Here is a 23232-nt window from a genome sequence, read left to right as displayed (position 1 = left end):
CGCCCTACCTCTCTCGGTCACCCGGACACAACTCCGGAACATTCTCACCGATCTCTTGAACTTTAACATCTGATTTCATATGTTTACGGCCACCAGAGACAGTCCCCCGGCCACGGGAGTGTGCGCGATGCGAACTGTGCGGAATCTGATCAACGGAACACCGCGAGACGCGCTCAGCGGCGCTACCAGCGAGCTCGTCGATCCGGCCACCGGCAAGGTCTTCGGTACGGCGCCACTGTCCGGCGACGAGGACGTGGACGCGGCGTACCGGGCGGCAGACGCCGCTGCGCCGGGCTGGGCCGGGACCACACCGAGCGACCGGCAACGCGCGCTGCTGCGGTTCGCCGACCGGGTCGAGGCGGAGGCGGACGCCCTGGTCGCCGCCGAGTCGGAGAACACCGGCAAGCTGCTCGAGCTGACCCGGACCGAGGAACTGGACGTCATGGTCGACCAGATGCGGTTCTTCGCCGGCGCCGCACGGCTCCTCGAAGGCAAGTCCGCGGGTGAGTACCTGGCCGGTCACACGTCCTGGGTGCGCCGCGAGCCGATCGGCGTCGTCGGCCAGATCACGCCGTGGAACTACCCGATGATGATGGCGGTCTGGAAGTTCGGTCCGGCGCTTGCCGCCGGCAACACCGTGGTCCTGAAGCCGGCCGAGACCACACCGGTGACGACGGTAATGCTCGCCGAGCTCGCGGCCGAAGTACTGCCGCCCGGCGTGTTCAACGTCGTCTGCGGTGACCGTGCGACCGGGCAGGCCGTGGTTGCGCATCCGGTCCCCGGCCAGGTCAGCATCACCGGCTCGACCCGCGCCGGTTCCGAGGTCGCCAGTACGGCGGCGCTCGACCTCAAGCGCACACACCTCGAACTCGGCGGCAAAGCACCGGCCGTCGTCTTCGCGGACGCGGATCTCGCGGCGGCGGCCGAGGCGATCGGGGTCGGCGGCTACTTCAACGCCGGCCAGGACTGTACGGCGGCCTGCCGGGTGATCGTCGATGCCTCGGTGCACGACGAGTTCGTGCAGACCCTGGTCGACTGGGCGCGATCGAACGCACGCCCAGGACTCGCGAACGACGGCGACGCTCTGTTCGGGCCACTCAACAGCAGTCTGCAGCTGGACCGGGTCCACGGCTTCCTGGCCCGGATGCCCGAGCACGGCTCGATCGCACTGGGTGGCGAGCGGTCCGGCGGAGCCCTTGCCGACGGCTACTTCCTGGACGCGACCGTCGTGACCGGGTTGCGGCAGGACGACGAGATGATCCAGGACGAGGTGTTCGGTCCGGTCATCACCGTGCAGTCGTTCACCGACGAGGACGAGGCACTGCGGATGGCCAACGGCGTGCGCTTCGGTCTCGCGTCGAGCGTGTTCACCACTGACCACTCGCGGGCACTGCGGATGTCGGCGGCTCTCGACTTCGGCTGCGTCTGGATCAACACCCACATCCCACTGGTGGCCGAGATGCCGCACGGCGGCTTCAAGCACTCCGGGCACGGCAAGGACCTGTCCCTGTACGGCGTCGAGGACTACACCCGGGTCAAGCACGTGATGTCGGCGATCGGATGACGAGCTTGGGTGAGCAGGTGACGACCGAGATGCCGCCGGACACGGTGGCGGCGGTCAGCCTGCGCGGCCTGCGGAAGACGTTCGGCGAGGTGGCCGCGGTGGACGGTGTCGACCTCGACCTGGCCGAGGGCGAGTTCTTCTCGATGCTCGGCCCGTCGGGTTCCGGCAAGACCACGGTGCTGCGGATGATCGCCGGCTTCGAGGTGCCGACCGCGGGCCGGATCCTGCTCGGGGGCGTCGACGTCACCGAGCGGCCGCCGTACGCGCGCGATGTGAACACCGTCTTCCAGGACTACGCGCTGTTCCCGCATATGAGTGTGTTGCAGAACGTCGAGTACGGGCTGCGGGTGAAGGGTGTCGACCGGCGGTCGCGCCGTACCAGGGCTCTCGAGGCGCTGGAAACGGTCCGGCTGGAGGGGTTCGGGGACCGCCGGCCGAGCCAGCTGTCCGGTGGCCAGCGGCAACGCGTTGCGCTGGCCCGGGCACTGGTGAACCGCCCGAAGCTGCTGTTGCTGGACGAGCCGCTCGGAGCCCTCGACCTGAAGCTGCGCCGGGAGATGCAGCTCGAGCTCAAGGCGCTGCAGCGTGATGTCGGCATCACCTTCGTGTTCGTCACCCACGACCAGGAGGAGGCGCTGACGATGAGCGACCGGATCGCCGTGTTCAACGGCGGCCGGATCGAGCAGCTGGCCGGTCCGGCCGAGCTGTACGAGCATCCGGCGAGTGCGTTCGTCGCCGGGTTCGTCGGTACCTCCAATCTGCTCGAGGGCGACGTCGCATCCGCCGTCCTCGGTACGCCGGGAGTGTTCACCGTCCGGCCCGAGAAGATCGACATGCAATCCCGGGACGCCGCCGCCGCCCCGGGAAGCTGTACCGCCACCGGTGTGGTCCGCGAAGTGGTGTATCTGGGCTCGGCCACGCAGACCGTGGTCGACCTGGACGCCGGTGGCTCGCTCATCGTCCTGCAGCAGAACCAGCAGGGTTCGGTGCAGGACAAGCTCGCGCTTCGGGGTGCCCAGGTCCGCCTCACCTGGCGCCGCGAACACACCGTCGAGATCGGCGGTTCCGCCTAGCAAGTCCCACCGCACCACCCCTTTGGCAAGGAGCTTTCGATGAAGAGACTCAGTGCGGCGGCGAGCCTGGCAGTGCTCGCTCTGATCCTGGCAGCGTGCGGCACGTCCGGTGGTTCCGACGACAGCTCCGGTGACGGGGCGGCCGGGACGAGCGGGTTCACCCCGCCGGACCTGAAGAAACTCGACACGCTCGGAGCCGGGGAGGGCAAGCTCAGTGTGCTGGCCTGGCCCGGGTACGCCGAGGACGGCTCGAACGACCCGAAGGTCGACTGGGTCTCGTCGTTCGAGAAGGAGACCGGCTGCCAGGTCACGGTGAAGACGTTCGGTACGTCGGACGAGGCCGTCAGCCTGATGAAGACCGGGCAGTACGACGTGGTGTCGGCCTCCGGCGACGCGTCGCTGCGGCTGATCGCGGGCGGACAGGTGGAGCCCGTGAACACCGACCTGATCCCGAACTACGCCGACGTCTACCCGTTCCTCAAGGACCGGCCGTGGAACTCGGTGAAGGGCCAGATGTACGGCGTACCGCACGGGTACGGCGCGAACCTGCTGATGTGGCGGACCGACAAGGTGACGCCGGCGCCGACGTCGTGGGGCGTGGTCTTCGACGCCAACTCGCCGTACAAGGGTGCGGTCACGGCGTACGACTCACCGATCTACATCGCCGACGCCGCGATGTACCTGATGGCGACGAAGCCTGATCTGGGCATCAAGAACCCGTACGCGCTGGACGACAAGCAGTTCACCGCGACCGTCGATCTGCTCAAGCAGCAGAAGACGCTGGTGTCGGAGTACTGGTCGGACTACCTCAAGGAGGTGCAGGCGTTCACCAGCGGCAACTCGGTGGTCGGCACCACCTGGCAGGTGATCGCGAACGTGGCGACCGGCGAGAAGGTCCCGGTGCAGGTCACCGTCCCGACCGAGGGCGTGACCGGCTGGTCCGACACCTGGATGCTGAGCGCTACGTCGAAGAACAAGAACTGCGGCTACCTCTGGATGAACCACATCGTCAGCCCGACGGCGAACGCGGCGGTGGCCGAGTACTTCGGTGAGTCGCCGGCCAACGCGAAGGCGTGTGCACAGACCGCGGACAAGAACCACTGCACCACGTTCCACGCGGGTGACGAGGCCTACTCCGAGAAGATCTGGTACTGGACCACCCCGATCGAGCAGTGCCTCGACGGCCGCACCGACGTCAAATGCACCGACTACAGCCGCTGGACCCAAGCCTGGACCCAAATCAAGGGATGAACGGTCTGCACCGGCACCCGCGGGTTCGGTTGGGGTTGTTGCTGGGGCCGCCGATCTTGTGGCTCGGGGTTGCGTACCTGGGGGCGTTGGCGGCGTTGTTCGTCACCGCCCTCTGGTCGCAGGACAGCTTCACCGGGCTGATCGAGCGGGAGTGGACGCTGGACAGCTTCCGGACGCTGTTCACCGTCGAGGTGTACCGGACCATAGCCCTGCGCACGATCGGGGTCGCCCTCCTGGTGACCGTGATCGATGCGGTGGTCGCGTTCCCGATCGCGCTGTACATGTCGAAGGTGGCGCGCCCGGGGCTGCGCCGGTTCCTGCTGGTGGCGGTGCTGATGCCCTTGTGGGCCAGCTATCTGGTCAAGGCGTACGCGTGGCGCGGGATGTTCGCCGAGGGCGGGCTGGTGTCCTCGATGTTCGAGGCGGTCGGGCTGCAGTCGCCCGGGTTCGGCCTGACCGCGACGGTGGTGACGCTGGCCTACCTGTGGCTGCCGTACATGATCCTGCCGATCTACGCCGGCCTGGAACGGCTGCCGGACTCGTTGCTGGAGGCATCGGCCGATCTCGGTGCGAAGACCACCCAGACGATCCGGCGGGTGGTCGTGCCGGTGGTGGTGCCGGCCATGGTGGCCGGGTCGATCTTCACCTTCAGCCTGACGCTGGGGGACTACATCGCCGTACGGATCGTCGGCGGCACCAACCAGTTGCTGGGCAACGTTGTGTACGACAACGTGGGCGCGGCCAACAACCTGCCCTTCGCGGCGGCGGTCGCCACGATCCCGGTCGTGGTGATGCTGGGGTACCTGGCCGCGGTACGCCGTACCGGAGCGATGGAGAGCCTCTGATGACGATCTCCGGACCGACCAGGATGGTGTTGCGGATCCTCACCATCGTGATCCTTGCGATCATCTACATCCCGTTGCTGCTGGTGCTGGTGAACTCGTTCAACGTGAACAAGACGTTCGCCTGGCCGCCGCGGGACTTCACGCTGGAATGGTGGCGGCGCGCGGCCGAGAGCCAAGGGGCGCTGGATGCGCTCTGGGTGAGTGTGCGGGTCGGGCTCGTGGCGACTGTGATCGCGCTGGTGCTCGGGACGATGATCGCGTTTGCGCTGCAGCGGTTCAGCTTCTACGGCCGCGATTCAGTGTCGCTGCTGGTGATCCTGCCGATCGCGCTGCCGGGCATCGTCACCGGGATCGCGCTGAACAACGCGTTCCGGACCATCTTCGGCTTCGAACTCGGGTTCGGCACGATCGTCATCGCGCACGCGACGTTCTGCATCGTCACGGTGTTCAACAACGTGATCGCCCGGCTGCGGCGCACCGGCGTACATCTCGAGCAGGCGTCGGCGGATCTCGGTGCGTCCGGGTTCACCACCTTCCGGCTGGTGACGTTCCCGCTGATCCGGTCGGCGCTGCTGGCCGGTGGGCTGCTCGCGTTCGCGCTCTCGTTCGACGAGATCATCGTGACCACGTTCACCGCCGGCGCGAACCAGCAGACGCTGCCGATCTGGATCTTCAACAATCTGTTCCGGCCGAACCAGGCGCCGATCGTCAACGTGGTCGCAGCCGCGCTGATCGTGTTCTCGGTGATCCCGGTCTGGCTGGCACAACGACTCTCGGGCGACGCCGAGTCATTAGGAGCTGGACGATGACGGTCACGCAGGAACGCAAGCTGGTCACGGAGATCCCCGGGCCTCGGTCGATCGAGTTGATGGCGCGGGTACGGAGCTCGGTCGCGCGCGGGATCGGGATCACGCTGCCGGTGTTCGTCACCGAGGCCGGCGGCGGGATCGTGGTGGATGCCGACGGCAACCAGCTGATCGATCTCGGCTCCGGGATCGCGGTCACGAACGTCGGCAACGCCGCGCCGCGGGTGGTGAGCGCCGTCCAGGAGCAGGTGGCCCGGTTCACCCACACCTGCTTCATGGTCACGCCGTACGCCGGCTACCTCGAGGTGTGCGAGGCGCTGAACCGGATCACGCCCGGGGACCACGAGAAACGGTCCGTGCTGCTGAACTCCGGTGCCGAGGCGGTCGAGAACGCGGTGAAGATCGCCCGCTCCCACACCCGGCGGAACGGGGTGGTGGTGTTCGACCACGGTTACCACGGGCGGACCAACCTGACCATGGCGATGACGGCGAAGAACGCGCCGTACAAGGACGGGTTCGGCCCGTTCGCGCCGGAGGTGTACAGAGTGCCGACGTCGTACCCGTATCGCGACGGGCTGAGCGGACCGGAGGCCGCGGCCCGGGCGGTCGCGTCGATCGAGAAGTACGTCGGTGCGTCGAACGTGGCTTGTGTGGTGATCGAACCGATCCACGGCGAAGGCGGGTTCGTCGTACCTGCTCCCGGGTTCTTGCCTGCGGTGGCCGAGTGGTGCCGTTCTGCCGGGGTGGTGTTCGTCGCGGACGAGATCCAGACCGGGTTCGGGCGGACCGGCGACCTGTTCGCGTGCTCGCACGAGGGCGTCGTACCGGATGTGATCACACTGGCGAAGGGCATCGCGGGCGGTCTGCCGCTGGCGGCCGTGACGGGCCGGGCGGAGATCATGGACGCGCCGCACGTGAGTGGTCTCGGCGGCACGTACGGCGGGAACCCGGTGGCGTGCGCGGCTTCGCTGGCGGCGATCTCGATGATCGAGGACGAGGACCTGCCGGCCCGGGCGCGGGAGATCGGCGAGATCATGCTGCCCGCGCTACAAGACCTGGCCAAGCGACACCCCGTCATCGGCGATGTCCGCGGGCGGGGCGCGATGATCGCCATCGAGCTGGTCGACAGCTCCGGCGAGCCCGATCCGATCGCGACCGGGGAGATCGCGCGAGCGTGTCACGCGGAGGGGATGGTCGTGCTGACCGCGGGGACCTACGGCAACGTACTGCGGTTCCTGCCGCCGCTCGTGATGCCGCCGGAGCTCCTGCGCGAGGCTCTGAGTCTGCTCGCGAAGGTCTTCGACGCGCGCTAGGGACGGCCCTCGACGCGTGTCGCGCGCATCACACCAACGGGACACAACCTCAACCCCGGTCGACCGCATCATTGACCTGTGGGGATCCTCGACAAAACGGTCACGACGATATTCGTTCTCCTGGGCGGCGTGGCCCTGGTCGGCGTCGCTACCGATCTCGGAACTGTGGTGGCGCCGGACAACGACCGCGAGATACACGCCTACGAGGCTGCGCCGCGCTGCTCGACCGCTCCGCAGACACCGGCCGAATGCCGGTGGACGGAGGAGTTCACCGCGACCGACATCCATGTCGTCCCGGAGTACAAGACGGGCGACCGCAGCGCGGTCCTGATCGGCGCGTCCGGCGCCAGGTGGAACACGGGGTTCCCCAACAGCGGCCCCATCCTCGATCAACTCGACGAGGGCGACCGGGTGACCGGCACGATCTGGCGCGGCCGGCTGACCGAGATCACGGCCAACGGCGCCGCCCAGGCGACCGGAGCGGCTCCGGCCGACGGGAGCTGGCCTGACATCGTGTCGCTGGTCCTGGCCTCCAGCGGCCTGCTCGTGGTCGTCGCCTGCGCTTGGCGGCTGCGGCGCCGCCGCGCGACCCCGGCCATGGACGCCACCATCGTCCTGAGCATAGGAATGCTCTTCGTCGGGCTCTTCTCCGCGATCGCGCTCTTCGTCCTCGCCGATCTCCTGTCGCCGAGCGTGGCCTACAACTTCTGGCTGTTCGCGGCCATCTTTTGCGCCGGCGCCGCCTGGGTGACTGTCCTGGTACGCCGGGACCTCAAGGCACCGCGCACCCCCGGCCTTCCGGGCATTCCGATCTAGTGCCCTGGCTCGAGGGTGGAGGTGATGGTCCAGAGGAGGTTGCGGAGCACGCGTCGGTCCTCTGGGCCGAGCTGGGCGAGGGCCCGGCGGCCGGCTCGGTCGTAGACCTCCTGGACCGTGTGGGCCAACTCGGCGCCGCGGTCGGTGAGTTCGATCGCGACCTGACGGGCGTCGGTGCTGTTCCTGACCCGGCGGACGAGGCCGGCAGCTTCCATCCGCTGGGTGGTTTTCGTTGCTGTCGGCACCTCGACGTCCAGGACCTTGGCCAGTTGGGCCACCTGGAGCGAGCCGTGGTGCAGGAGCTTGGCGAGAACCAGTTCCTGGCCGGTGTGCAGTCCGGTGCCGGCCAGCTCGTCAGCGACCGCCTTCCGGGCCGCCCGGTCGGCGAACCGCAGCGCGATCAAGACGTCTGCTTCGCTCGCCGGTGCTTCTGGAGGCCACTCGGCCTGGTCGGTGCTCACATGTGGCTCCGGGGCAGGAATGGGTTGCGGGCGTCGTACTCGCCGCTGTACTCGGTCGGGATCGCGGGCTCGCCACGGCTCAGCTGGCTGGCGTAGCGGGGCAGTTCGTCGCGCACCTTGAGGTGGTGCGCCTGCGACTCCTCCGGGGTGGTGCGGCCGACGATCTTGCCGGCCTCGACCAGCGGCTTGAGCAGCTCCCGGTCGTCACCGTCGTCGACCGGCGGCTCGCCGACGCCGATCAGCTCGACCTCCGCAACGCCGCTGGCCGAACGGCGCCGTAGCGCATACTTCCGGCCGCCGATGGAGATCTTGTCCGGGCTCTTCTTCGCCACCGGGACCAGCGCCCCGTCCGCGTTCTCCCGGGCGACCAGTTTGTACACGAACCCGCAGGTCGGGTGGCCGCTGCCGGTGACGAGCGACGTACCCACGCCGTACCCGTCGACCGGGGCCGGTGCGAGGGCGGCGATCTGGTACTCGTCGAGGTCGCTGGTGACGATGATCCGGGTCTTGGTCGCCCCGAGAGCGTCGAGCTGCTCGCGGACCTGCCCGGCCAGGGACGGCAGGTCGCCGGAGTCGAGCCGGACCGCGCCGAGCTCGGGGCCGGTGATGCCGATCGCGGTCCGGACCGCCTCAGCCACGTCGTACGTGTCCACCAGCAGGGTCGTCCCCTTGCCGAGGGCATCGACCTGGGAGATGAACGCGTCCCGCTCGGTGTCGTGCAGCAGCGTGAACGAGTGCGCCGCCGTACCCGCGCTCGGGATGCCGTACCGGTGCGCGGCCTCCAGGTTCGAGGTGGTGGCGAAGCCCGCGATGTACGCCGACAGCGCGGCGGCGACCGCGGACTCCTCGTGGGTCCGGCGCGAGCCCATCTCGATACACGGCCGGCCACCGGCCCACCAGGTCATCCTGGACGCCGCCGAGGCGACCGCGGAATCGTGGTTCAGGATCGACAGGAACACGGTTTCCAGCAGCACCGCCTCGGCGAAACTGGCCTCCACCACCAGCACCGGCGAGCCGGGGAAGAAGATCTCGCCGTCGGCGTAGCCGGAGATGTCGCCGGTGAACCGGTAGTCCGCCAGCCAGTCCCGGGTAGCCTGGTCGACGACACCCCGGTCGGCCAGGAACCCGATCGCCCGCTCGTCGAAGCGGAACCGCTCCAGCGCGTCCAGCAGCCGGTTCACGCCGGCGACCACGCCGTAGCGGCGCCCGTCGGGCAGCCTGCGGGCGAACAGCTCGAAGACCGAGCGGCGCTGCGCCGTCCCGTCGGCCAGGCTGGCCTGCAGCATGGTGAGCTCGTAGTGGTCCGTGAGGAGCGCGGTCGAGTGCGTCACAGCGTGAGTCACAAGGGCAGCCTATTGCGAACCTGGAACCGATGATGGAGAGAATGGACCGGTGAGCACCGCACCCAGCGAACTCGAGAGCCCCGAGGTCGACGAGGCGATCGAGCTGAGCCCACCGTGGGTGACGATCGTCTGGAACGATCCGGTCAACCTGATGGACTACGTCACCTTCGTGTTCCAGACCTACTTCGGCTACTCCAAACACAAGGCGGAGAAGCTGATGCTGCAGGTGCACCAGGAGGGCAAGTCGGCGGTCTCGAACGGCAACCGCGAGGCGATGGAACGCGACGTGGAAGCGATGCACTCCTACGGCCTGTGGGCCACCTGCGAGAAGTCGTGACCCGGTTCCGCAAGCGCCGCAAGACCGTCGTCGTCAGTTTCGCCGAGCACGAGGCGGACATCCTGGCGAACCTGCTCCGCAACCTGGTCGAACTCCTGTACGACGGCCTGCCGCCGCGCGCCACCCAATCCTCGGACCCGCTGGCGGCGCTCCTGGACAGCGACGGGCCGACCTCGCCGCCGGAGGACGTCGTACTCCAGCGGCTGCTGCCGGACGCCTACAAGGAGGACGACCAGGCGTCGGGTGAGTTCCGGCGGTTCACGGAGCGCGGCCTGCGCGACCGCAAGATCAGTGACGCCAAGCGGGTGCTGTCGGCGCTCGAGGAGTCCGGCGCGGACGAGATCGCGCTGGAACCCGACGAACAACTGTCCTGGCTCCGCGCCCTGAACGACCTCCGCCTGGCGATCGGCACCCGCCTGGACATCAAGGAAGAAGACGACTACTCCACCTGGGAAAAGCTCCCCGACGACGACCCCCGCCGCCTGACGTACGACCTGTACGACTGGCTCGGCTACCTCCAGTCCGCCCTTCTCCACAACATGCGCTGAGAGATTCCGCGCTTCGCGCGGGTGGGGGAGGGGTGGCTCGGTTATCTGTAGGGCGTGTTGTTGCATAGCATGCGCTGGGTGAGCTACCCGAAGAGCGGTGACGCCGAGCTGAGTGCTAGTCCTGACTTTCCGCGGATCGAGCGGGAGGTGCTCGAGTACTGGGACAAGGACGGGACGTTCCTCGCCTCGGTGGAGCAGCGGGCGGCTGGGGTGGACGGGGCCAACGAGTTCGTCTTCTACGACGGGCCGCCGTTCGCGAACGGGCTGCCGCACTACGGGCATCTGCTGACGGGATACGTGAAGGACGTCGTGCCGCGGTACCAGACGATGCGTGGGCATCGGGTGGAGCGGCGGTTCGGGTGGGACACGCACGGGTTGCCGGCCGAGCTGGAGGCTCAGCGGGTGCTCGGGCTGAAGACGAAGGCGGACATCCTCGAGCTCGGTATCGAGAAGTTCAACGAGGCGTGCCGGGCGTCGGTGCTGAAGTACACCGGTGAGTGGCGCAGTTACGTCACCCGCCAGGCGCGCTGGGTCGACTTCGACCACGATTACAAAACGCTCAATCGCGACTACATGGAGTCGGTGATCTGGGCGTTCAAGACGCTGTACGACAAGGGCCTGGTGTACGAGGGCCTGCGGGTGCTGCCGTACTGCTGGAACGACGAGACCCCGCTGTCCAACCACGAGCTGCGGATGGACGACGACGTCTACCAGCAGCGCCAGGACCCGTCGGTGACGATCGCGGTCGAGCTGGAGACCGGTGAGCGCCTGCTCGCCTGGACCACCACGCCCTGGACCCTTCCGAGCAACCTGGCCATGGCCGTCGGCCCGGACGTCGACTACGTGGTCGTGAACGACGCCGACGGCCGCCCGACGATCCTCGCCGAGGCGCGGTTGGCGGCGTACGCCGGGACACACGGCGACTTCGACGGCCTCGGTGACGAGGTGCTCCGGCGGCTCAAGGGCTCCGACCTGATCGGCCTGCGCTACGCCCCGCTGTTCCCGTTCCTCGCGAACGCCGAGGTCTTCGGGACCGCCAACGCCTTCCAGGTCATCTCGGCCGAGCACGTCACCACCGACGAGGGCACCGGCGTCGTCCACATGGCTCCCGCGTACGGCGAGGAGGACCAGGTCGCCTGTGAAGCGGCCGGGATCCCCACCGTGCTGACCGTTGACGAAGGAGCCCGGTTCACGTCCGTGGTCCCGCCGTACCAGGGGATGCACGTGTTCGAGGCGAATCGGCCGATCATCCGCGACCTGCGGGCGGCCGGGGCGCTGGTGCGCGAGGACAGCTACGTGCACAGCTACCCGCACTGCTGGCGGTGCCGGAACCCGCTGATCTACAAGGCGGTGTCGAGCTGGTTCGTCGAGGTGACCCGGATCCGGGACCGGATGGTCGAGCTGAACGAGCAGATCACCTGGGTGCCGGAGCACGTGAAGCATGGGCAGTTCGGGAAGTGGCTTTCGAACGCGCGGGACTGGTCGATCAGCCGGAACCGGTTCTGGGGCAGTCCGATCCCGGTCTGGCGTTCGGACGATCCGGCGTACCCGCGGATCGACGTCTACGGTTCGATCGAGGAGCTGGAGCGCGACTTCGGTGTCGCGGTCCCGGATCTGCACCGCCCGTACGTCGACCAGCTGACCCGGCCGAATCCGGACGACCCGACCGGGCGGTCCACGATGCGCCGGGTGCCCGACGTACTCGACGTGTGGTTCGACTCGGGGTCGATGAGCTTCGCGCAGGTGCACTACCCGTTCGAGAACACCGAGTGGTTCGAGCACCATTTCCCGGGCGACTTCATCGTCGAGTACATCGGCCAGACCCGCGGCTGGTTCTACACCCTGCACATCCTGTCCACGGCGCTGTTCGACCGGCCGGCGTTCTCGTCCTGCCTGAGTCACGGGATCGTGCTCGGCAACGACGGCCAGAAGATGAGCAAGTCGCTGCGGAACTACCCGGACGTGTCCGAGGTGTTCGACCGCGATGGCGCCGACGCGATGCGCTGGTTCCTGATGTCGAGCCCGATCCTGCGCGGTGGGAACCTGGTCGTCACCGAGGAAGGCATCCGGGACGGCGTCCGCCAGGTGATGATCCCGTTGTGGAACGCCTGGTACTTCTTCGCGCTCTACGCGAACGCCGCCGGGGCGACCGCGACGTGGTCGACCGACTCCGAGGTTCTGCTGGACCGGTATGTGCTGGCCCGGTTGCGGGTGTTCGTCGCGGACGTCGAGGAGAAGCTGGACCGGTACGACGTCGCGTCGGCCTGCGATGCGGTGCTCAGCTACCTGGAGGTGCTGACGAACTGGTACATCCGCCGGTCCCGGGATCGCTTCTGGGACGAGTCGGGGGAGACGTTCCAAGACGCGGTGAACACGCTCTACACCGCGCTCGAGGTGGTCTGCCGGACGGCTGCGCCGCTGCTGCCGCTCACGGTGGAGCAGGTCTGGCGTGGTCTGACCGGGGAGCGGTCGGTGCATCTGACCGACTGGCCGTCGGTCGACGAGCTTCCGGACGACCCGGAGCTGGTCGCGCGGATGGAGCGGGTGCGCGAGGTGTGTTCGGTCGCGTCGTCGATCCGGAAGGCGGCAGGCATCCGTGGCCGGCAACCGTTGCAGTCGCTGACGGTGGCGACGGCCGACGCGGAGGCCTTGAGGGCTCTGGTGCCGTTGATCGAGGATGAGGTCAACGTCCGCGAGGTCGTGCTGGCGTCGGCGGATGCGGTGGACGCGCCGGTGTCGCAGCGGCTGACGGTCAACGCGCGGGCGGCCGGGCCGCGGCTGGGGCGTGACGTCCAGACGGTGATCAAGGCGTCGAAGAGCGGTGACTGGTCGGTCTCCGCGGACGGCGTTGTCGTTGCCGGGGGCATCGAGTTGGCCGAGGGTGAGTACACCCTGGAGACCACGCTGGCCGAGGGCGGTACGGCGAGCGGCCTGCTCTCCGGCGGCGGATTCGTCGTACTGGACACGACGATCACGCCTGAGCTGGAGGCCGAGGGGACGGCGCGCGACGTGATTCGCTCGGTGCAGCAGGCGCGGCGGGACGCGGGCCTGCAAGTGACCGATCGGATGCGCTTGTCGGTGACGGCTGACGCTCGGACCATGCAGGCGGTCGAGGCGCATCGCGAGCTGATCAAGGCGGAGACGCTCGCGACGGATCTGGACGTTTCGGAGGGTCCCGAGCTACGGGTCGAGGTCACTGCCTAGGGTTAGCGGCATGGAGACGCGCAGGCTTGGTCGGACTGGTCGGGACGTGGGTGTGGTCGGGCTCGGTGCCTGGCAGCTGGGCGCCGACTGGGGCTCGGTCGACGAGGGCGATGCGCTCGCGGTACTGCGGGCGGCGATCGAGGGCGGCGTCACGTTCATCGACACCGCGGACGTGTACGGCGACGGACGCAGCGAGCGGCTGGTCGGCCAGGTGGTCAAGGAGTACGACGGCCTGACCGTGGCGACCAAGATGGGACGTCGCGTCGAGCAGGTGCCGTCGAACTACACGCTGGAGAACTTCCGGGCCTGGAACGACCGGTCCCGGCAGAACCTCGGTGTCGACACCATCGACCTGGTCCAGCTGCACTGCCCGCCGACGCCGGTGTACTCGACCGACGCGGTGTTCGACGCGCTCGACTCGATGGTGGACGAGGGCAGGATGGCGTCGTACGGCGTGAGCGTCGAGACCTGCGCGGAAGCGCTCACCGCGATCGCGCGGCCGAACGTGGCGTCGGTGCAGATCATCCTGAACGCGTTCCGGCTGAAGCCGCTCGACGAGGTGCTGCCCGCGGCGCAAGCGGCCGGCGTGGGCATCATCGCCCGCGTCCCGCTGGCGAGCGGGCTGCTGTCCGGCAAGTACGACGAGAACACCACGTTCTCGGCCGACGACCACCGCACCTACAACCGCCACGGCGAGGCCTTCGACGTCGGCGAGACCTTCTCCGGCGTCGACTTCGGCACCGGGCTGGAGGCCGTCCGCCGCCTGATGCCCTGGCTGACCGCCGGCGTCACCATGGCCCAGTTCGCCCTCCGCTGGATCCTCGACCAGCCGGGTGTGAGTGTGGTCATCCCCGGCGCGCGCAACCCGGCCCAGGTGTCCGGCAATCTGGCGGCGGCAAGTCTTTCCCCGCTCACCGCCGACCAGTCGGCCGCGGTCCAGGCGACGTACGACGAATTGATCCGGCCACAGATCCACGATCGCTGGTAGCGCTCTGTCCGCATAATGGACCGACTCCCGGGTTGGCGGGACGGGTCCGGCGGTCGCCGTACCGTGGTCTCGTGTTGATCATCGAGAAGGCCACGTACGACGCGATCGTCGCGCACGCCCGCCGGGACCACCCGGACGAGGCCTGTGGCGTGGTCGCGGGGCCGGCCGGGTCGGACCGGGCGGTGCGGTTCGTGCCGATGCTCAACGCGGCGATGTCGCCGACGTTCTACGAGTTCGACTCCGGCGACCTGCTCCGGCTCTACCAGGAGATGGACGAGCGGGACGAGGAGCCGGTGGTGATCTACCACTCGCACACCGCCACCGAGGCGTTTCCGTCACGCACCGACATCACCCTCGCCCAGGAGCCCGGCGCCCACTACGTGCTGGTGTCGACCCGGGACGGCGCCGACTCCCCGGCGTACGACGGCCCCGTCGAGTTCCGGTCGTACCGGATCATCGACGCCGAGGTCGTGGAAGAAGAAGTGCGCGTGGTGGGTTCTTATGAGGAAACAAGAGGAGACAACTGATATGGCGATCGAGTTGCGCGTGCCGACGATCTTGCGCACGTACACCGGCGGCGAGAAGGCGGTGAACGGGGACGGCGCCACGCTGGCCGAGTTCATCGACGACGTGAACGGTGCCCACCCGGGTCTGAAGGAGCGCATCGTCGAAGGCGAGCCGGAGGAACTGCGCCGGTTCGTGAACGTCTACGTCAACGACGAGGACGTCCGGTTCACCGGCGGCCTGAAGACCGGCGTGAAGGACGGCGACGTGGTCGTCGTACTGCCCGCGGTGGCCGGCGGCTGAGCATGCGTTTCGACAGTCTGCTCGACTCGGTCGGAGGCACGCCGCTGGTCGGTCTGCCCCGGCTGTCGCCGTCGGCGGACGTCCGGTTGTGGGCCAAGCTGGAGGACCACAACCCGACCGGTTCGATCAAGGACCGGGCGGCGCTGCGGATGCTCCTGGACGCCGAGAAGGACGGCCGGCTGCGGCCCGGCACCACGATCCTCGAACCGACGTCGGGCAACACCGGCATCTCACTGGCGATGGCGGCCAAGCTGCGCGGCTACCGGATGGTCTGCGTGATGCCGGAGAACACCTCCGAGGAACGCCGCCAGATCCTGCGGATGTGGGGAGTCGAGATCATCTCCTCTCCGGCCGCGGGTGGGTCGAACGAGGCGGTCCGGGTGGCCAAGCAGGTCGCCGAGGAGCACCCGGACTGGGTGATGCTCTACCAGTACGGCAACCCGTCCAACGCGGCCGCGCACTACGACGGCACCGCGCGCGAGATCCTCGCCGATCTGCCGTCCGTCACCCACTTCGTGGCCGGCCTCGGCACCACCGGCACGCTGATGGGCGCCGGCCGGTTCTTCCGCGAGCACAAGCCCGAGGTGCGCATCGTGGCGGCCGAGCCGCGGTACGGCGAACTCGTCTACGGACTGCGCAATCTGGACGAGGGCTTCGTGCCCGAGTTGTACGACGAGACCCTGATCGACGCCCGGTTCTCGGTCGGCCCACGCGACGCCGTACGCCGGGTCCGTGAGCTGCTGGACAACGAGGGGATCTTCGCGGGGATCTCCACCGGCGCGATCCTGCACGCGGCGCTCGGCCAGGCGGCGAAATGCGTCCGCGAGGGCGAGACCGCGGATATCGCGTTCGTGGTCGCGGACGGTGGCTGGAAGTACCTGTCCACCGGTGCCTACGAGGGCACGATCGACGAGGCGGAGGATCGCCTCGAGGGTCAGCTCTGGGCCTGAGGTGGAGCTGAGCGCCGGCGGGCGGAGGGCCGGGACTCAGGACGGTGCCGGTTGTTGTTGCTGCCGGCACCTGATCGTGACTAGGTCATGTCCGCCTACGGTTGCTTGAAGAGGACCTTGCGTCCCAGTCGGGGGTGAACACCGCGGCCCTTGCAACTGTTGCAGGGACGTTGGGCGTAGCTGAAGAGTGCGCCGCGGTGCCGTCCGGCGCCTTTGCAACGGTTGCATTTGGCGTTCGGGTGCAGCGAGAGCGAGACGACGTACAAGGCGAACGCCGCCATGGCCAGCACCACCAGCATCCCGGTCGGCCCGAGGGCCGCCACGATGTCCGCGGTAGTGCTGTGCGTGTCCGCAGCCTGGCCCGCCGCCGTGGCGCCGTTGGGTTGCGGATTCGGTGCGGCGGTGGTGCCCAGCACCACCGCGATCTGGTGCGCCAGTGTCATGGCATCACGAAGGGCGGTCGAGCAAACATCGCTCCAGAGTGGCGCCCATCACGTGAAAAGGCAATTCCGCAGAGTAAAGATGTGGATAACTCCGGCGTGTCGGATCGCTTGGTTAGGTAAGGCTGGCTTCGGGACTGCCCGCGATCAGACCTGTATAAGCTCTGCCTGTGGCTGACGCACCGGTGGGGATCTTCGATTCAGGCTTCGGCGGACTCACCGTCGCCCGCGCGGTGCTCGATCAGTTGCCGCATGAGCCGATCCTGTACCTCGGCGACACCGCCCGGCAGCCGTACGGCCCGAAGCCGATCGCCGAGGTCCGCGAGTATGCGCTGGAGTGCCTTGACCATCTCGTCGAGGCCGGCGTGAAGATGCTCGTCATCGCCTGCAACTCGGCCAGTGCGGCGATGCTCCGCGACGCCCGCGAACGGTACGACGTACCGGTCGTCGAAGTGATCCTGCCGGCCGCGCGCCGGGCCGTGGCCGCGACCCGGAACCAGCGCGTCGGCGTGATCTGCACCCGGGCGACGGCGGCGTCGCTCGCCTACGAGGACGGGTTCGCGGCCGCGCCGCAGGTGGAGCTGTTCACCCGTGCCTGCCCGGATTTCGTCGACTTCGTCGAGTCCGGCGTGACGTCCGGGCCCGAGCTTCTCGAGGCCGCGCACGAGTACCTCGATCCGCTGGTCGAGGCCGGCGTCGACACGCTGATCCTCGGCTGCACGCACTATCCGTTGCTCACGGGCGTCATCTCGTACGTGATGGGCGACAACGTCACGCTGGTGAGCAGCGCCGAGGAGTGCGCCAAGGACGTGTACGGCGTACTCACCAAGACCGGGCTGCTCCGCGCGGACAACCTGCCGGAGCCGCGGCACCGCTTCGTCACCACCGGCAGCCCGGCCGAGTTCGCCGCCATCGGCTCTCGCTTCCTCGGGCCGGTGCTGTCCGCGGTCGACCAGTTCGCCTGGGTCCGCTAGCCGGTCTGTTGTCCAGGGCACCGGATCCCGTCGTGATGTGCGCGAAATCACCGCCAGGCAACTGGATCCGATGATCCGCGACGCGACCCGCGGTCCTGCGAAGCCGGCAACCCGCCGGTAATGTTCCGGCTATGAAGCTCACCGTGATCGGCTGCTCCGGGTCCGTACCCGGCCCGGACTCGGCCGCCTCGAGCTATCTGATCACCGCCGAGGGTTTCCACCTCATCCTCGACCTCGGCAGTGGCGCGCTCGGCTCGCTCCAGCGGCACGTCGCGGTCCCGGAGATCGGCGCGATCGGCCTGTCCCACCTGCATCCTGACCACTGCATGGACCTGTGCGGGTTGTACGTCGCGGCGAAGTACGGACCAGGTACGCCGATCCCGCGGATCCCGGTCTACGGACCGCCCGGGACGTCCGGCCGGATGGCGTCGGCGTACGACCTGCCGATCGATCCCGGGATGGAGGAGGAGATCGAATTCCACACCTGGCAGGCGGTTCAGCGGATCGGCCCGTTCACGGTGCGCACCGCGCGGATGGTGCACCCGGTGCCGGCGTACGCGATCCGGGTCGAGCACGGCAACAAGTCACTCGTCTACACCGGCGATACCGGGCCTAACGAGGCGCTGATCGAGCTCGCCCGTGGTGCCGACGTCCTGCTGTCCGAGGCCGCCTTGCAGGACAACGATCCGCACAACCCGACAGACCTTCACCTGACGCCCGCCGACGCCGGCGAACACGCCAAGAAGGCCGGAGTCAAACGTCTGATCATCACCCACGTCCCACCTTGGTACAGCCGCGAGACCCAGGCCGAGGCCGCCGCCCGCACGTACCCAGGCCCGATCGAGATTGCCACCCCCCATGCCGTTTTCGACCTCTGACGGCGTCCCGCTGTGGACGCTCACCAGCGGCACCGCCAGCTCGTTGCCGCCTGTCGTCATCGTCCACGGTGGCCCAGGCTTGTGGGACGACTACGCCGTACTCGCGGAGATGCTGGACGATCTGACCGTCGTACACCGCTTCGACCAGCGCGGCTGCGGGCGGTCGGGACCATCGGAACTGCAGTCGGTCCGGCGGACGGCGCAGGACATCGACGAGCTTCGCGAGTACTGGGGGCATGAGCGGATCGTCGTACTCGGGCATTCGTTCGGCGCGACGCTCGCGCTGGCCTACGCCGGGTGGTACGGCGATCGTGCCGCCGGCGTCGTGTACGTCGGCGGCGTCGGGATCGGCGACTGGCGTACGCCGGAACGCGCAGAGCGTGCGCGGCGGATGACACCGCCACAGGTCGACCGGCTGGACGAACTGGGGGAGAAGCGCGACCGGACACCGGAGCAGGAGATCGAGTTCCGCGTGCTGGCGTGGTTCCCCGATCATGCCGACCGGTCGATGGCGATGACCTGGGCACGGGACAGCGCGGCGGTGGACCTGCCGATCAACTTCGCCGCCAATCGTGAGCTCCTCCTGGACGTAAACCGGTGGCCAGAGGGCTACCTGGCCGGGCTCGCGGCCGGGCTCCGCGCGCCGGTCACGTTCGTCCATGGCGCCGGGGATCCGCGATCGGCGGTCAATGTCCGTGACCTGGCGGCGCACACTCAGCGCCACACCTTCCACCTCGTCCCCGACGCCGGTCACTTCCCGTGGCTGGAGCAACCCGAGCTCTTCCGGAAGGTTCTGCGGGAGGCACTACAGGGTTGCGGAAACAAATTCTGAGATCTACTCTCAAATTAGAGTCGATCTCAGGAGGCGTGTGTGATGGGTGCTGTGAGCCGTGACCCGCGGCGGTGGTGGGCGTTGGGCGCCATGTCGGTCAGCCTGATCGTGGTCGGGCTGGATCTGACCGTGCTGAACGTCGCGCTGCCGACGCTGGCGACCGAGCTGGGGGCGTCGACCAGTCAGCTGCAGTGGTTCGCGAACTCGTACACCTTGGTGCTCGCGGCGCTGCTGTTGCCCGCCGGGCTGCTGGGTGACAGGTTCGGCCAGAAGCATCTGCTGATCGGGGCCCTCGTGGTGTTCGGCGGGGCGTCGGCGGCCTGTGCGTTCGCCTCGTCGGCGGGGCAGTTGATCGCGGCTCGCGCGGTGCTCGGGGTCGGGGCGGCCTTCCTGATCCCGCTGTCGATGTCCTTGCTCAACGTGCTGTTCGAGCCGGGGGAGCGGGTCCGGGCGATGACGATCTGGGTGATGGCCAACTCGCTCGGCATCCCGCTCGGGCCGGTGCTCGGCGGCTGGCTGCTGGATCACTACCGCTGGGGATCGGTCTTCCTGATCAACCTGCCGCTGGTCGCCGTCGGCCTCGTCGCGGTCGCTCTGCTGATCCCGGCGACGCGCGGTCACCGGTCCGGACGGATCGACGTACCCGGGATTCTGCTGTCGGGAGTGGGGCTGGTGGCGGTGACGTACGGGTTCGTCGCGGCCGGTGAGCGCGGGTGGGGCGACGGGGTGACGCTGACCAGTCTGGCCGTTGGCGCCGTACTGCTGGCGGTGTTCTGGTCGTGGCAGCGGCGTACGGCGGACTCGCTGGTCGACCTGGCGTTGTTCCGGTCGGCGCGGTTCACCTGGGGCACGGTGCTCGCGACGCTGGCGTCGTTCGCGTTGATGGGTCTGCTGTTCGTGCTGCCGCAACTCTTCCAGGCTGTGCAGGGCGCGGACGCGTTGAACACCGGCCTGCGGCTGCTGCCGATCATCGGTGGACTCCTGGTCGGTGCCAAGGTCGCCGAGCGCCTCGCCGCCACCGCAGGGCCGCGGCTGACCGTCGCGTTCGGCTTCGTGCTGATGCTGGCCGGCCTGGTGATGGGCGCGTTCACCAGCGTCGACGCCGGCTACGGGTTCACGGCGATCTGGGTCAGCCTTGTCGGTGTGAGTATCGGATTCACGCTGCCGCCGGTGATGGACCTGGCCATCGGTGCGTTGACCGTCGAGCGCAGCGGATCCGGATCGGGCCTGATTCAGGCGCTCCGCCAGGTCGGTGGCACGATCGGTGTCGCGATCCTCGGTACGGTGCTCAACTCGGCGTACCGCGACCACCTGAACGTCGGCGGCCTGCCGCCCGCTGTCGCCGGCGCGGCCCGCGACAGCGCGTCCGGGGCGGTCGCGATCGCGGCCCACACCAACGCGCCGGCCCTGGCGGAATCGGCCCGTGAGGCGTTCGTCCACGGCATGAGCGCGACCCTGTGGACGTGCAGCGGGATCGCGGCTCTGGGCTTCGTGCTCGCGCTGGCCTTCCTGCCCGGCACCCGTGGGTCCGTCGAGCCGGAGCCCGCGGAAGTTGTCACAATCGAGGTATGACGACGGAGAAGCCGCCCGGGCTGCGCGAGCGCAAGAAAGCGAAGACCCGGGCGGCGATCCAGGAGCACGCGCTGCGGCTGTTCCGCGACCAGGGGTACGCCGAGACGACCGTGCAGGAGATCGCGGCCGCGGCGGAGGTGTCGCCGGCCACCTTCTTCCGGTACTTCCCGACCAAGGAGGACACCGTCGTCTTCGACCGGCTCGACCCGGTGATGATCGACGTGTTCCGCGCGCAGCCGGCCGAGCTGAACCCGACCGACGCGCTGCGTGCGACGCTCAAGGACAGCATGCGGATGCTGACCGAGGCGGAGTGGGAGTTGGAGTCTCAGCGCCAGCAGCTGGTCCTCAAAGCCCCCGAGCTGCGCGCGCGGATGCTCGACCAGCTGTACGCCGGCATCGACCTGCTGGCCGTCCTGGCGGCTGAGCGGGTCGGCCGCTCCGCCGACGACTTCGCCGTCCGGGCCTGGGCCGGCGCGGTCGTCGGCGTGGTGATGGCGACGTACCAGATCACCGGCCACGCCAAGATGCAGGACTACTTCGAGATCATCGACCGCGCGTTCGCCCACCTCCAGGCCGGCCTTCCGCTCGGTAAGTAGTTGCCTACGGCTCCATTTCGGTGATGGTGAGGGTCATCGTCGCACCCGGGATCGGCATCGACAGTGCCTCGGCCTCGATCGCGGCCCGGTCCTGATCGGACAGCGGGCCGGCGGTGCGGAGGTCGACCTTCCCGCCCTTGCGTCCCCAGGCGCCGCGGATCTCGCCGTTCAGCATGAGTCCGTGCGGGTGGTACCAATCGTGCAGATGGATCCGCGGCTTCTGGCCCGGTGCGGCGAACAGTCCATGCCGGTCCTGCCCGAACAGCCGCAGATCCGAAGCCACCAGGAACCGTGCGCCGGTCGGTGCCGGCGCGGACCGGACGGCCTGCTCGTCCGCCGCGAGGATCCACCCCTCGCGACCTTCCAACTCAACCGGGAGAAGCTCACCGTCCAGCAGCTTCCAGACTTCTCTCGCATCAGGTCTCGACAGCCCGGACCACCAACTGAAGGCCTCCACGGTGGTCGGCCCGAACGCCTGCACGTGTCGCCGGCACAGCTCCAGATGCGCGTCCTGGAAGTCGATCTCCGGCGCCGGAACCTCACGCACGTAGAGCGCACTGGTCGTCCACCGCAACGCCAACCGCCCACTCCAGCAGGCACTCCGCAGCTCATTGCCCCGGCCGCCGCGGTGCTCGGCGCCGCCCAGTTCCCGGCAGATCCGGTCGGCCTGGCGTGCGATCTCCCGCTGCTTCTCCTCATCGAGCGGCATCCGCCCGACCGTGAACACCCCGAAGTCCCGCTCCGGCAACACATACACCGCCGCCCGCGGACTGTACGTCTGCATCAACCCCGGCGCCTCCCACGCCGACGGCTCACACCCCTCCACCCGCGCGTGCAACCCGATCAACGCATCCCGAGGAGCCGTATCCTGCAACCCGAACCGAGCCGCCCCCACATACTCCCCACCCCCGAACCGCACCCCCAACCGATTCACGTCCAGCCGATACCGCACAGCCTCCGCATAACTGACCGACAGACCGCGACTCATGCCTGATACCTATCAGCACGGACCGACAGCCTGGTCGGTCCGCCCGGGCCGTCAGCTGTCCAGGGCGTTCAGGTAGGCCGTGCCGCGGGGGCTCAGTTCGTAGCCGACTTCGAGGCTGTGGGTGAGACCCAGGTTCTTGAGTTTGCGGACGTCGAGTTTGAAGGGGGCCGTCTCGCGCTTGAGGGAGGCGGCCAGGTCGGCGGCCCGGGTGGCGGGCTTGGACTGGATCAGCCGCAGCGTCTGGGTGGTCCACGCGCCGTGATGGCTGAGCTCGTCGAAGCGGGCCAGCCGGTTCGTGAGATCGGCGAGGTCGTCGGCGGTCAGCTCGGACTGGGCCGCGAGCTCCTCGCGCGGGTCCGGCCCCTCGACGAGGTGGAACTTGATCAGGAACGTCGGCCAGTCCTCGTTGCCGCGCAGCCGCCGGCGGACGTCCTTCGCGTTGCGCCGGTCCGCGTCCGCCACGTCGGCGTCGCTGTCGGCGATCAGCTCCGGGTTCACCTGGCGGACGCTGTCGATCTCGATCCGGCCGGCGTTGGTGCGGTAGATCCGCCCCTCCACCACCCGGGGCTCGGCCCACCGCCGGTAGGCCGCGGTGATCTTCCCGTCCGCGACCCCGTCCCGGTCCGATCCGGCGAACAACATGGTC

24 protein-coding genes are annotated in these 23232 nt (G+C 68.6%); 19 read left to right on the top strand and 5 right to left on the bottom strand.

All coding sequences use genetic code 11. The features are described from left to right. Window positions 1–127 precede the first annotated feature (127 nt). The 7 genes from AB0I34_RS34480 to AB0I34_RS34450 all read left to right on the top strand — a co-directional run bounded on the left by AB0I34_RS34480 (window position 128) and on the right by AB0I34_RS34450 (window position 7668). Entirely contained in the window at window positions 128–1564 is a 1437-nt protein-coding gene (locus AB0I34_RS34480; RefSeq protein ID WP_360453307.1) for a gamma-aminobutyraldehyde dehydrogenase, read from the top strand. 17 nt (window positions 1565–1581) lie between these two features. Beyond that, entirely contained in the window at window positions 1582–2637 is a 1056-nt protein-coding gene (locus AB0I34_RS34475; RefSeq protein WP_360453304.1) for an ABC transporter ATP-binding protein, read from the top strand. A 39-nt stretch (window positions 2638–2676) separates the two neighbouring features. Continuing rightward, window positions 2677–3888: an ABC transporter substrate-binding protein gene (locus AB0I34_RS34470; protein WP_360453301.1), complete on the top strand. Its 1212-nt coding sequence runs from the start codon at window positions 2677–2679 to the stop codon at window positions 3886–3888. Then, window positions 3885–4733: an ABC transporter permease gene (locus AB0I34_RS34465; protein ID WP_360453298.1), complete on the top strand. Its 849-nt coding sequence runs from the start codon at window positions 3885–3887 to the stop codon at window positions 4731–4733. Before AB0I34_RS34470 ends, AB0I34_RS34465 begins: the two co-directional genes overlap by 4 nt. Next, entirely contained in the window at window positions 4733–5542 is an 810-nt protein-coding gene (locus AB0I34_RS34460) for an ABC transporter permease (protein ID WP_360453295.1), read from the top strand. Before AB0I34_RS34465 ends, AB0I34_RS34460 begins: the two co-directional genes overlap by 1 nt. Then, window positions 5539–6852: a 4-aminobutyrate--2-oxoglutarate transaminase gene (gene gabT / locus AB0I34_RS34455; protein WP_360453292.1), complete on the top strand. Its 1314-nt coding sequence runs from the start codon at window positions 5539–5541 to the stop codon at window positions 6850–6852. Before AB0I34_RS34460 ends, gabT begins: the two co-directional genes overlap by 4 nt. A 78-nt stretch (window positions 6853–6930) precedes the next feature. Further along, window positions 6931–7668 (top strand): hypothetical protein, encoded by a 738-nt coding sequence (locus AB0I34_RS34450; protein WP_360453289.1) that lies wholly within the window; start codon window positions 6931–6933, stop codon window positions 7666–7668. Here AB0I34_RS34450 and AB0I34_RS34445 read toward each other — a convergent pair. Both AB0I34_RS34445 and AB0I34_RS34440 read right to left on the bottom strand, forming a co-directional pair. Continuing rightward, on the bottom strand, window positions 7665–8129 hold the full coding sequence (locus tag AB0I34_RS34445; protein ID WP_360453286.1) for a MarR family transcriptional regulator: 465 nt from the start codon (window positions 8127–8129) through the stop codon (window positions 7665–7667). The genes AB0I34_RS34450 and AB0I34_RS34445 overlap by 4 nt on opposite strands. Next, window positions 8126–9472 carry a nicotinate phosphoribosyltransferase gene (locus AB0I34_RS34440; protein WP_360453283.1) on the bottom strand — a complete coding sequence of 449 codons (1347 nt, stop codon included), beginning with the start codon at window positions 9470–9472 and terminating at the stop codon, window positions 8126–8128. The genes AB0I34_RS34445 and AB0I34_RS34440 overlap by 4 nt, the downstream gene beginning before the upstream one ends. Window positions 9473–9521: 49 nt before the next feature. Here AB0I34_RS34440 and clpS point away from each other — a divergent pair, with 49 nt between their 5' ends. The 7 genes from clpS (at window position 9522) to AB0I34_RS34405 (ending at window position 16306) form a co-directional block, all read left to right on the top strand. Further along, window positions 9522–9809, top strand: coding sequence for an ATP-dependent Clp protease adapter ClpS (gene clpS / locus AB0I34_RS34435; RefSeq protein WP_131361796.1), 288 nt, complete (start codon window positions 9522–9524; stop codon window positions 9807–9809). Then, window positions 9806–10357, top strand: a complete 552-nt coding sequence (locus AB0I34_RS34430; protein WP_360453280.1) for a DUF2017 domain-containing protein — start codon at window positions 9806–9808, stop codon at window positions 10355–10357. The genes clpS and AB0I34_RS34430 overlap by 4 nt, the downstream gene beginning before the upstream one ends. 78 nt (window positions 10358–10435) lie before the next feature. After that, complete coding sequence (gene ileS / locus AB0I34_RS34425; RefSeq protein WP_360453277.1) at window positions 10436–13561, top strand: isoleucine--tRNA ligase; 3126 nt, start codon at window positions 10436–10438, stop codon at window positions 13559–13561. 10 nt (window positions 13562–13571) lie between these two features. Then, window positions 13572–14549, top strand: a complete 978-nt coding sequence (locus AB0I34_RS34420) for an aldo/keto reductase (RefSeq protein WP_360453274.1) — start codon at window positions 13572–13574, stop codon at window positions 14547–14549. Window positions 14550–14620: 71 nt separating this feature from the next. After that, window positions 14621–15076 carry a M67 family metallopeptidase gene (locus AB0I34_RS34415; protein ID WP_360453271.1) on the top strand — a complete coding sequence of 152 codons (456 nt, stop codon included), beginning with the start codon at window positions 14621–14623 and terminating at the stop codon, window positions 15074–15076. A 1-nt stretch (window position 15077) separates the two neighbouring features. Then, a complete protein-coding gene (locus AB0I34_RS34410; protein WP_360453268.1) occupies window positions 15078–15356 on the top strand; it encodes a MoaD/ThiS family protein in 279 nt (92 codons plus the stop codon). A 2-nt stretch (window positions 15357–15358) separates the two neighbouring features. Continuing rightward, window positions 15359–16306, top strand: coding sequence for a cysteine synthase family protein (locus AB0I34_RS34405; RefSeq protein WP_131361802.1), 948 nt, complete (start codon window positions 15359–15361; stop codon window positions 16304–16306). 95 nt (window positions 16307–16401) lie between these two features. On the opposite strand, the gene AB0I34_RS34400 is transcribed toward AB0I34_RS34405, so the two are convergent. After that, a complete protein-coding gene (locus tag AB0I34_RS34400; protein ID WP_360453264.1) occupies window positions 16402–16749 on the bottom strand; it encodes a hypothetical protein in 348 nt (115 codons plus the stop codon). Window positions 16750–16916: 167 nt separating this feature from the next. Between AB0I34_RS34400 and murI the strand changes: the two genes are divergently transcribed. The 5 genes from murI to AB0I34_RS34375 all read left to right on the top strand — a co-directional run bounded on the left by murI (window position 16917) and on the right by AB0I34_RS34375 (window position 21598). Then, the gene (gene murI / locus AB0I34_RS34395; RefSeq protein ID WP_131517483.1) at window positions 16917–17720 is read left to right on the top strand and encodes a glutamate racemase; all 804 of its coding nucleotides are present in this window, start codon (window positions 16917–16919) and stop codon (window positions 17718–17720) included. A gap of 131 nt (window positions 17721–17851) precedes the next feature. Then, on the top strand, window positions 17852–18598 hold the full coding sequence (locus tag AB0I34_RS34390) for an MBL fold metallo-hydrolase (RefSeq protein WP_360453261.1): 747 nt from the start codon (window positions 17852–17854) through the stop codon (window positions 18596–18598). Next, a complete protein-coding gene (locus tag AB0I34_RS34385) occupies window positions 18579–19430 on the top strand; it encodes an alpha/beta hydrolase (protein WP_360453258.1) in 852 nt (283 codons plus the stop codon). Before AB0I34_RS34390 ends, AB0I34_RS34385 begins: the two co-directional genes overlap by 20 nt. A 42-nt stretch (window positions 19431–19472) precedes the next feature. Beyond that, complete coding sequence (locus tag AB0I34_RS34380; protein WP_360453256.1) at window positions 19473–21002, top strand: DHA2 family efflux MFS transporter permease subunit; 1530 nt, start codon at window positions 19473–19475, stop codon at window positions 21000–21002. Beyond that, window positions 20999–21598: a TetR family transcriptional regulator gene (locus AB0I34_RS34375; RefSeq protein WP_360453253.1), complete on the top strand. Its 600-nt coding sequence runs from the start codon at window positions 20999–21001 to the stop codon at window positions 21596–21598. The genes AB0I34_RS34380 and AB0I34_RS34375 overlap by 4 nt, the downstream gene beginning before the upstream one ends. 4 nt (window positions 21599–21602) lie before the next feature. On the opposite strand, the gene AB0I34_RS34370 is transcribed toward AB0I34_RS34375, so the two are convergent. Beyond that, a complete protein-coding gene (locus tag AB0I34_RS34370; RefSeq protein ID WP_360453250.1) occupies window positions 21603–22586 on the bottom strand; it encodes a crosslink repair DNA glycosylase YcaQ family protein in 984 nt (327 codons plus the stop codon). A gap of 51 nt (window positions 22587–22637) precedes the next feature. Further along, entirely contained in the window at window positions 22638–23228 is a 591-nt protein-coding gene (locus AB0I34_RS34365) for a hypothetical protein (RefSeq protein WP_360453247.1), read from the bottom strand. Window positions 23229–23232: the final 4 nt, after the last annotated feature.

The organism is Kribbella sp. NPDC050281 (assembly GCF_040655855.1).
GTDB lineage: Bacteria > Actinomycetota > Actinomycetes > Propionibacteriales > Kribbellaceae > Kribbella.
The sequence above is the reverse complement of the archived record's forward strand: the minus strand, read 5'-3'. Positions and strand labels throughout refer to the sequence as shown.

What these genes read in the sequence shown, in the direction of transcription:
- AB0I34_RS34465 (WP_360453298.1), top strand. Translation starts at nt 3,885, where the DNA reads ATGAACGGTCTGCACCGGCACCCGCGGGTTCGGTTGGGGTTGTTGCTG.
- AB0I34_RS34365 (WP_360453247.1), bottom strand. Translation starts at nt 23,228, where the DNA reads ATGTTGTTCGCCGGATCGGACCGGGACGGGGTCGCGGACGGGAAGATC.
- AB0I34_RS34470 (WP_360453301.1), top strand. Translation starts at nt 2,677, where the DNA reads ATGAAGAGACTCAGTGCGGCGGCGAGCCTGGCAGTGCTCGCTCTGATC.
- AB0I34_RS34380 (WP_360453256.1), top strand. Translation starts at nt 19,473, where the DNA reads ATGGGTGCTGTGAGCCGTGACCCGCGGCGGTGGTGGGCGTTGGGCGCC.
- AB0I34_RS34460 (WP_360453295.1), top strand. Translation starts at nt 4,733, where the DNA reads ATGACGATCTCCGGACCGACCAGGATGGTGTTGCGGATCCTCACCATC.
- AB0I34_RS34400 (WP_360453264.1), bottom strand. Translation starts at nt 16,749, where the DNA reads ATGACACTGGCGCACCAGATCGCGGTGGTGCTGGGCACCACCGCCGCA.
- gabT (WP_360453292.1), top strand. Translation starts at nt 5,539, where the DNA reads ATGACGGTCACGCAGGAACGCAAGCTGGTCACGGAGATCCCCGGGCCT.
- AB0I34_RS34390 (WP_360453261.1), top strand. Translation starts at nt 17,852, where the DNA reads ATGAAGCTCACCGTGATCGGCTGCTCCGGGTCCGTACCCGGCCCGGAC.
- AB0I34_RS34370 (WP_360453250.1), bottom strand. Translation starts at nt 22,586, where the DNA reads ATGAGTCGCGGTCTGTCGGTCAGTTATGCGGAGGCTGTGCGGTATCGG.
- AB0I34_RS34375 (WP_360453253.1), top strand. Translation starts at nt 20,999, where the DNA reads ATGACGACGGAGAAGCCGCCCGGGCTGCGCGAGCGCAAGAAAGCGAAG.
- AB0I34_RS34480 (WP_360453307.1), top strand. Translation starts at nt 128, where the DNA reads ATGCGAACTGTGCGGAATCTGATCAACGGAACACCGCGAGACGCGCTC.
- AB0I34_RS34420 (WP_360453274.1), top strand. Translation starts at nt 13,572, where the DNA reads ATGGAGACGCGCAGGCTTGGTCGGACTGGTCGGGACGTGGGTGTGGTC.
- AB0I34_RS34410 (WP_360453268.1), top strand. Translation starts at nt 15,078, where the DNA reads ATGGCGATCGAGTTGCGCGTGCCGACGATCTTGCGCACGTACACCGGC.
- AB0I34_RS34405 (WP_131361802.1), top strand. Translation starts at nt 15,359, where the DNA reads ATGCGTTTCGACAGTCTGCTCGACTCGGTCGGAGGCACGCCGCTGGTC.
- AB0I34_RS34385 (WP_360453258.1), top strand. Translation starts at nt 18,579, where the DNA reads ATGCCGTTTTCGACCTCTGACGGCGTCCCGCTGTGGACGCTCACCAGC.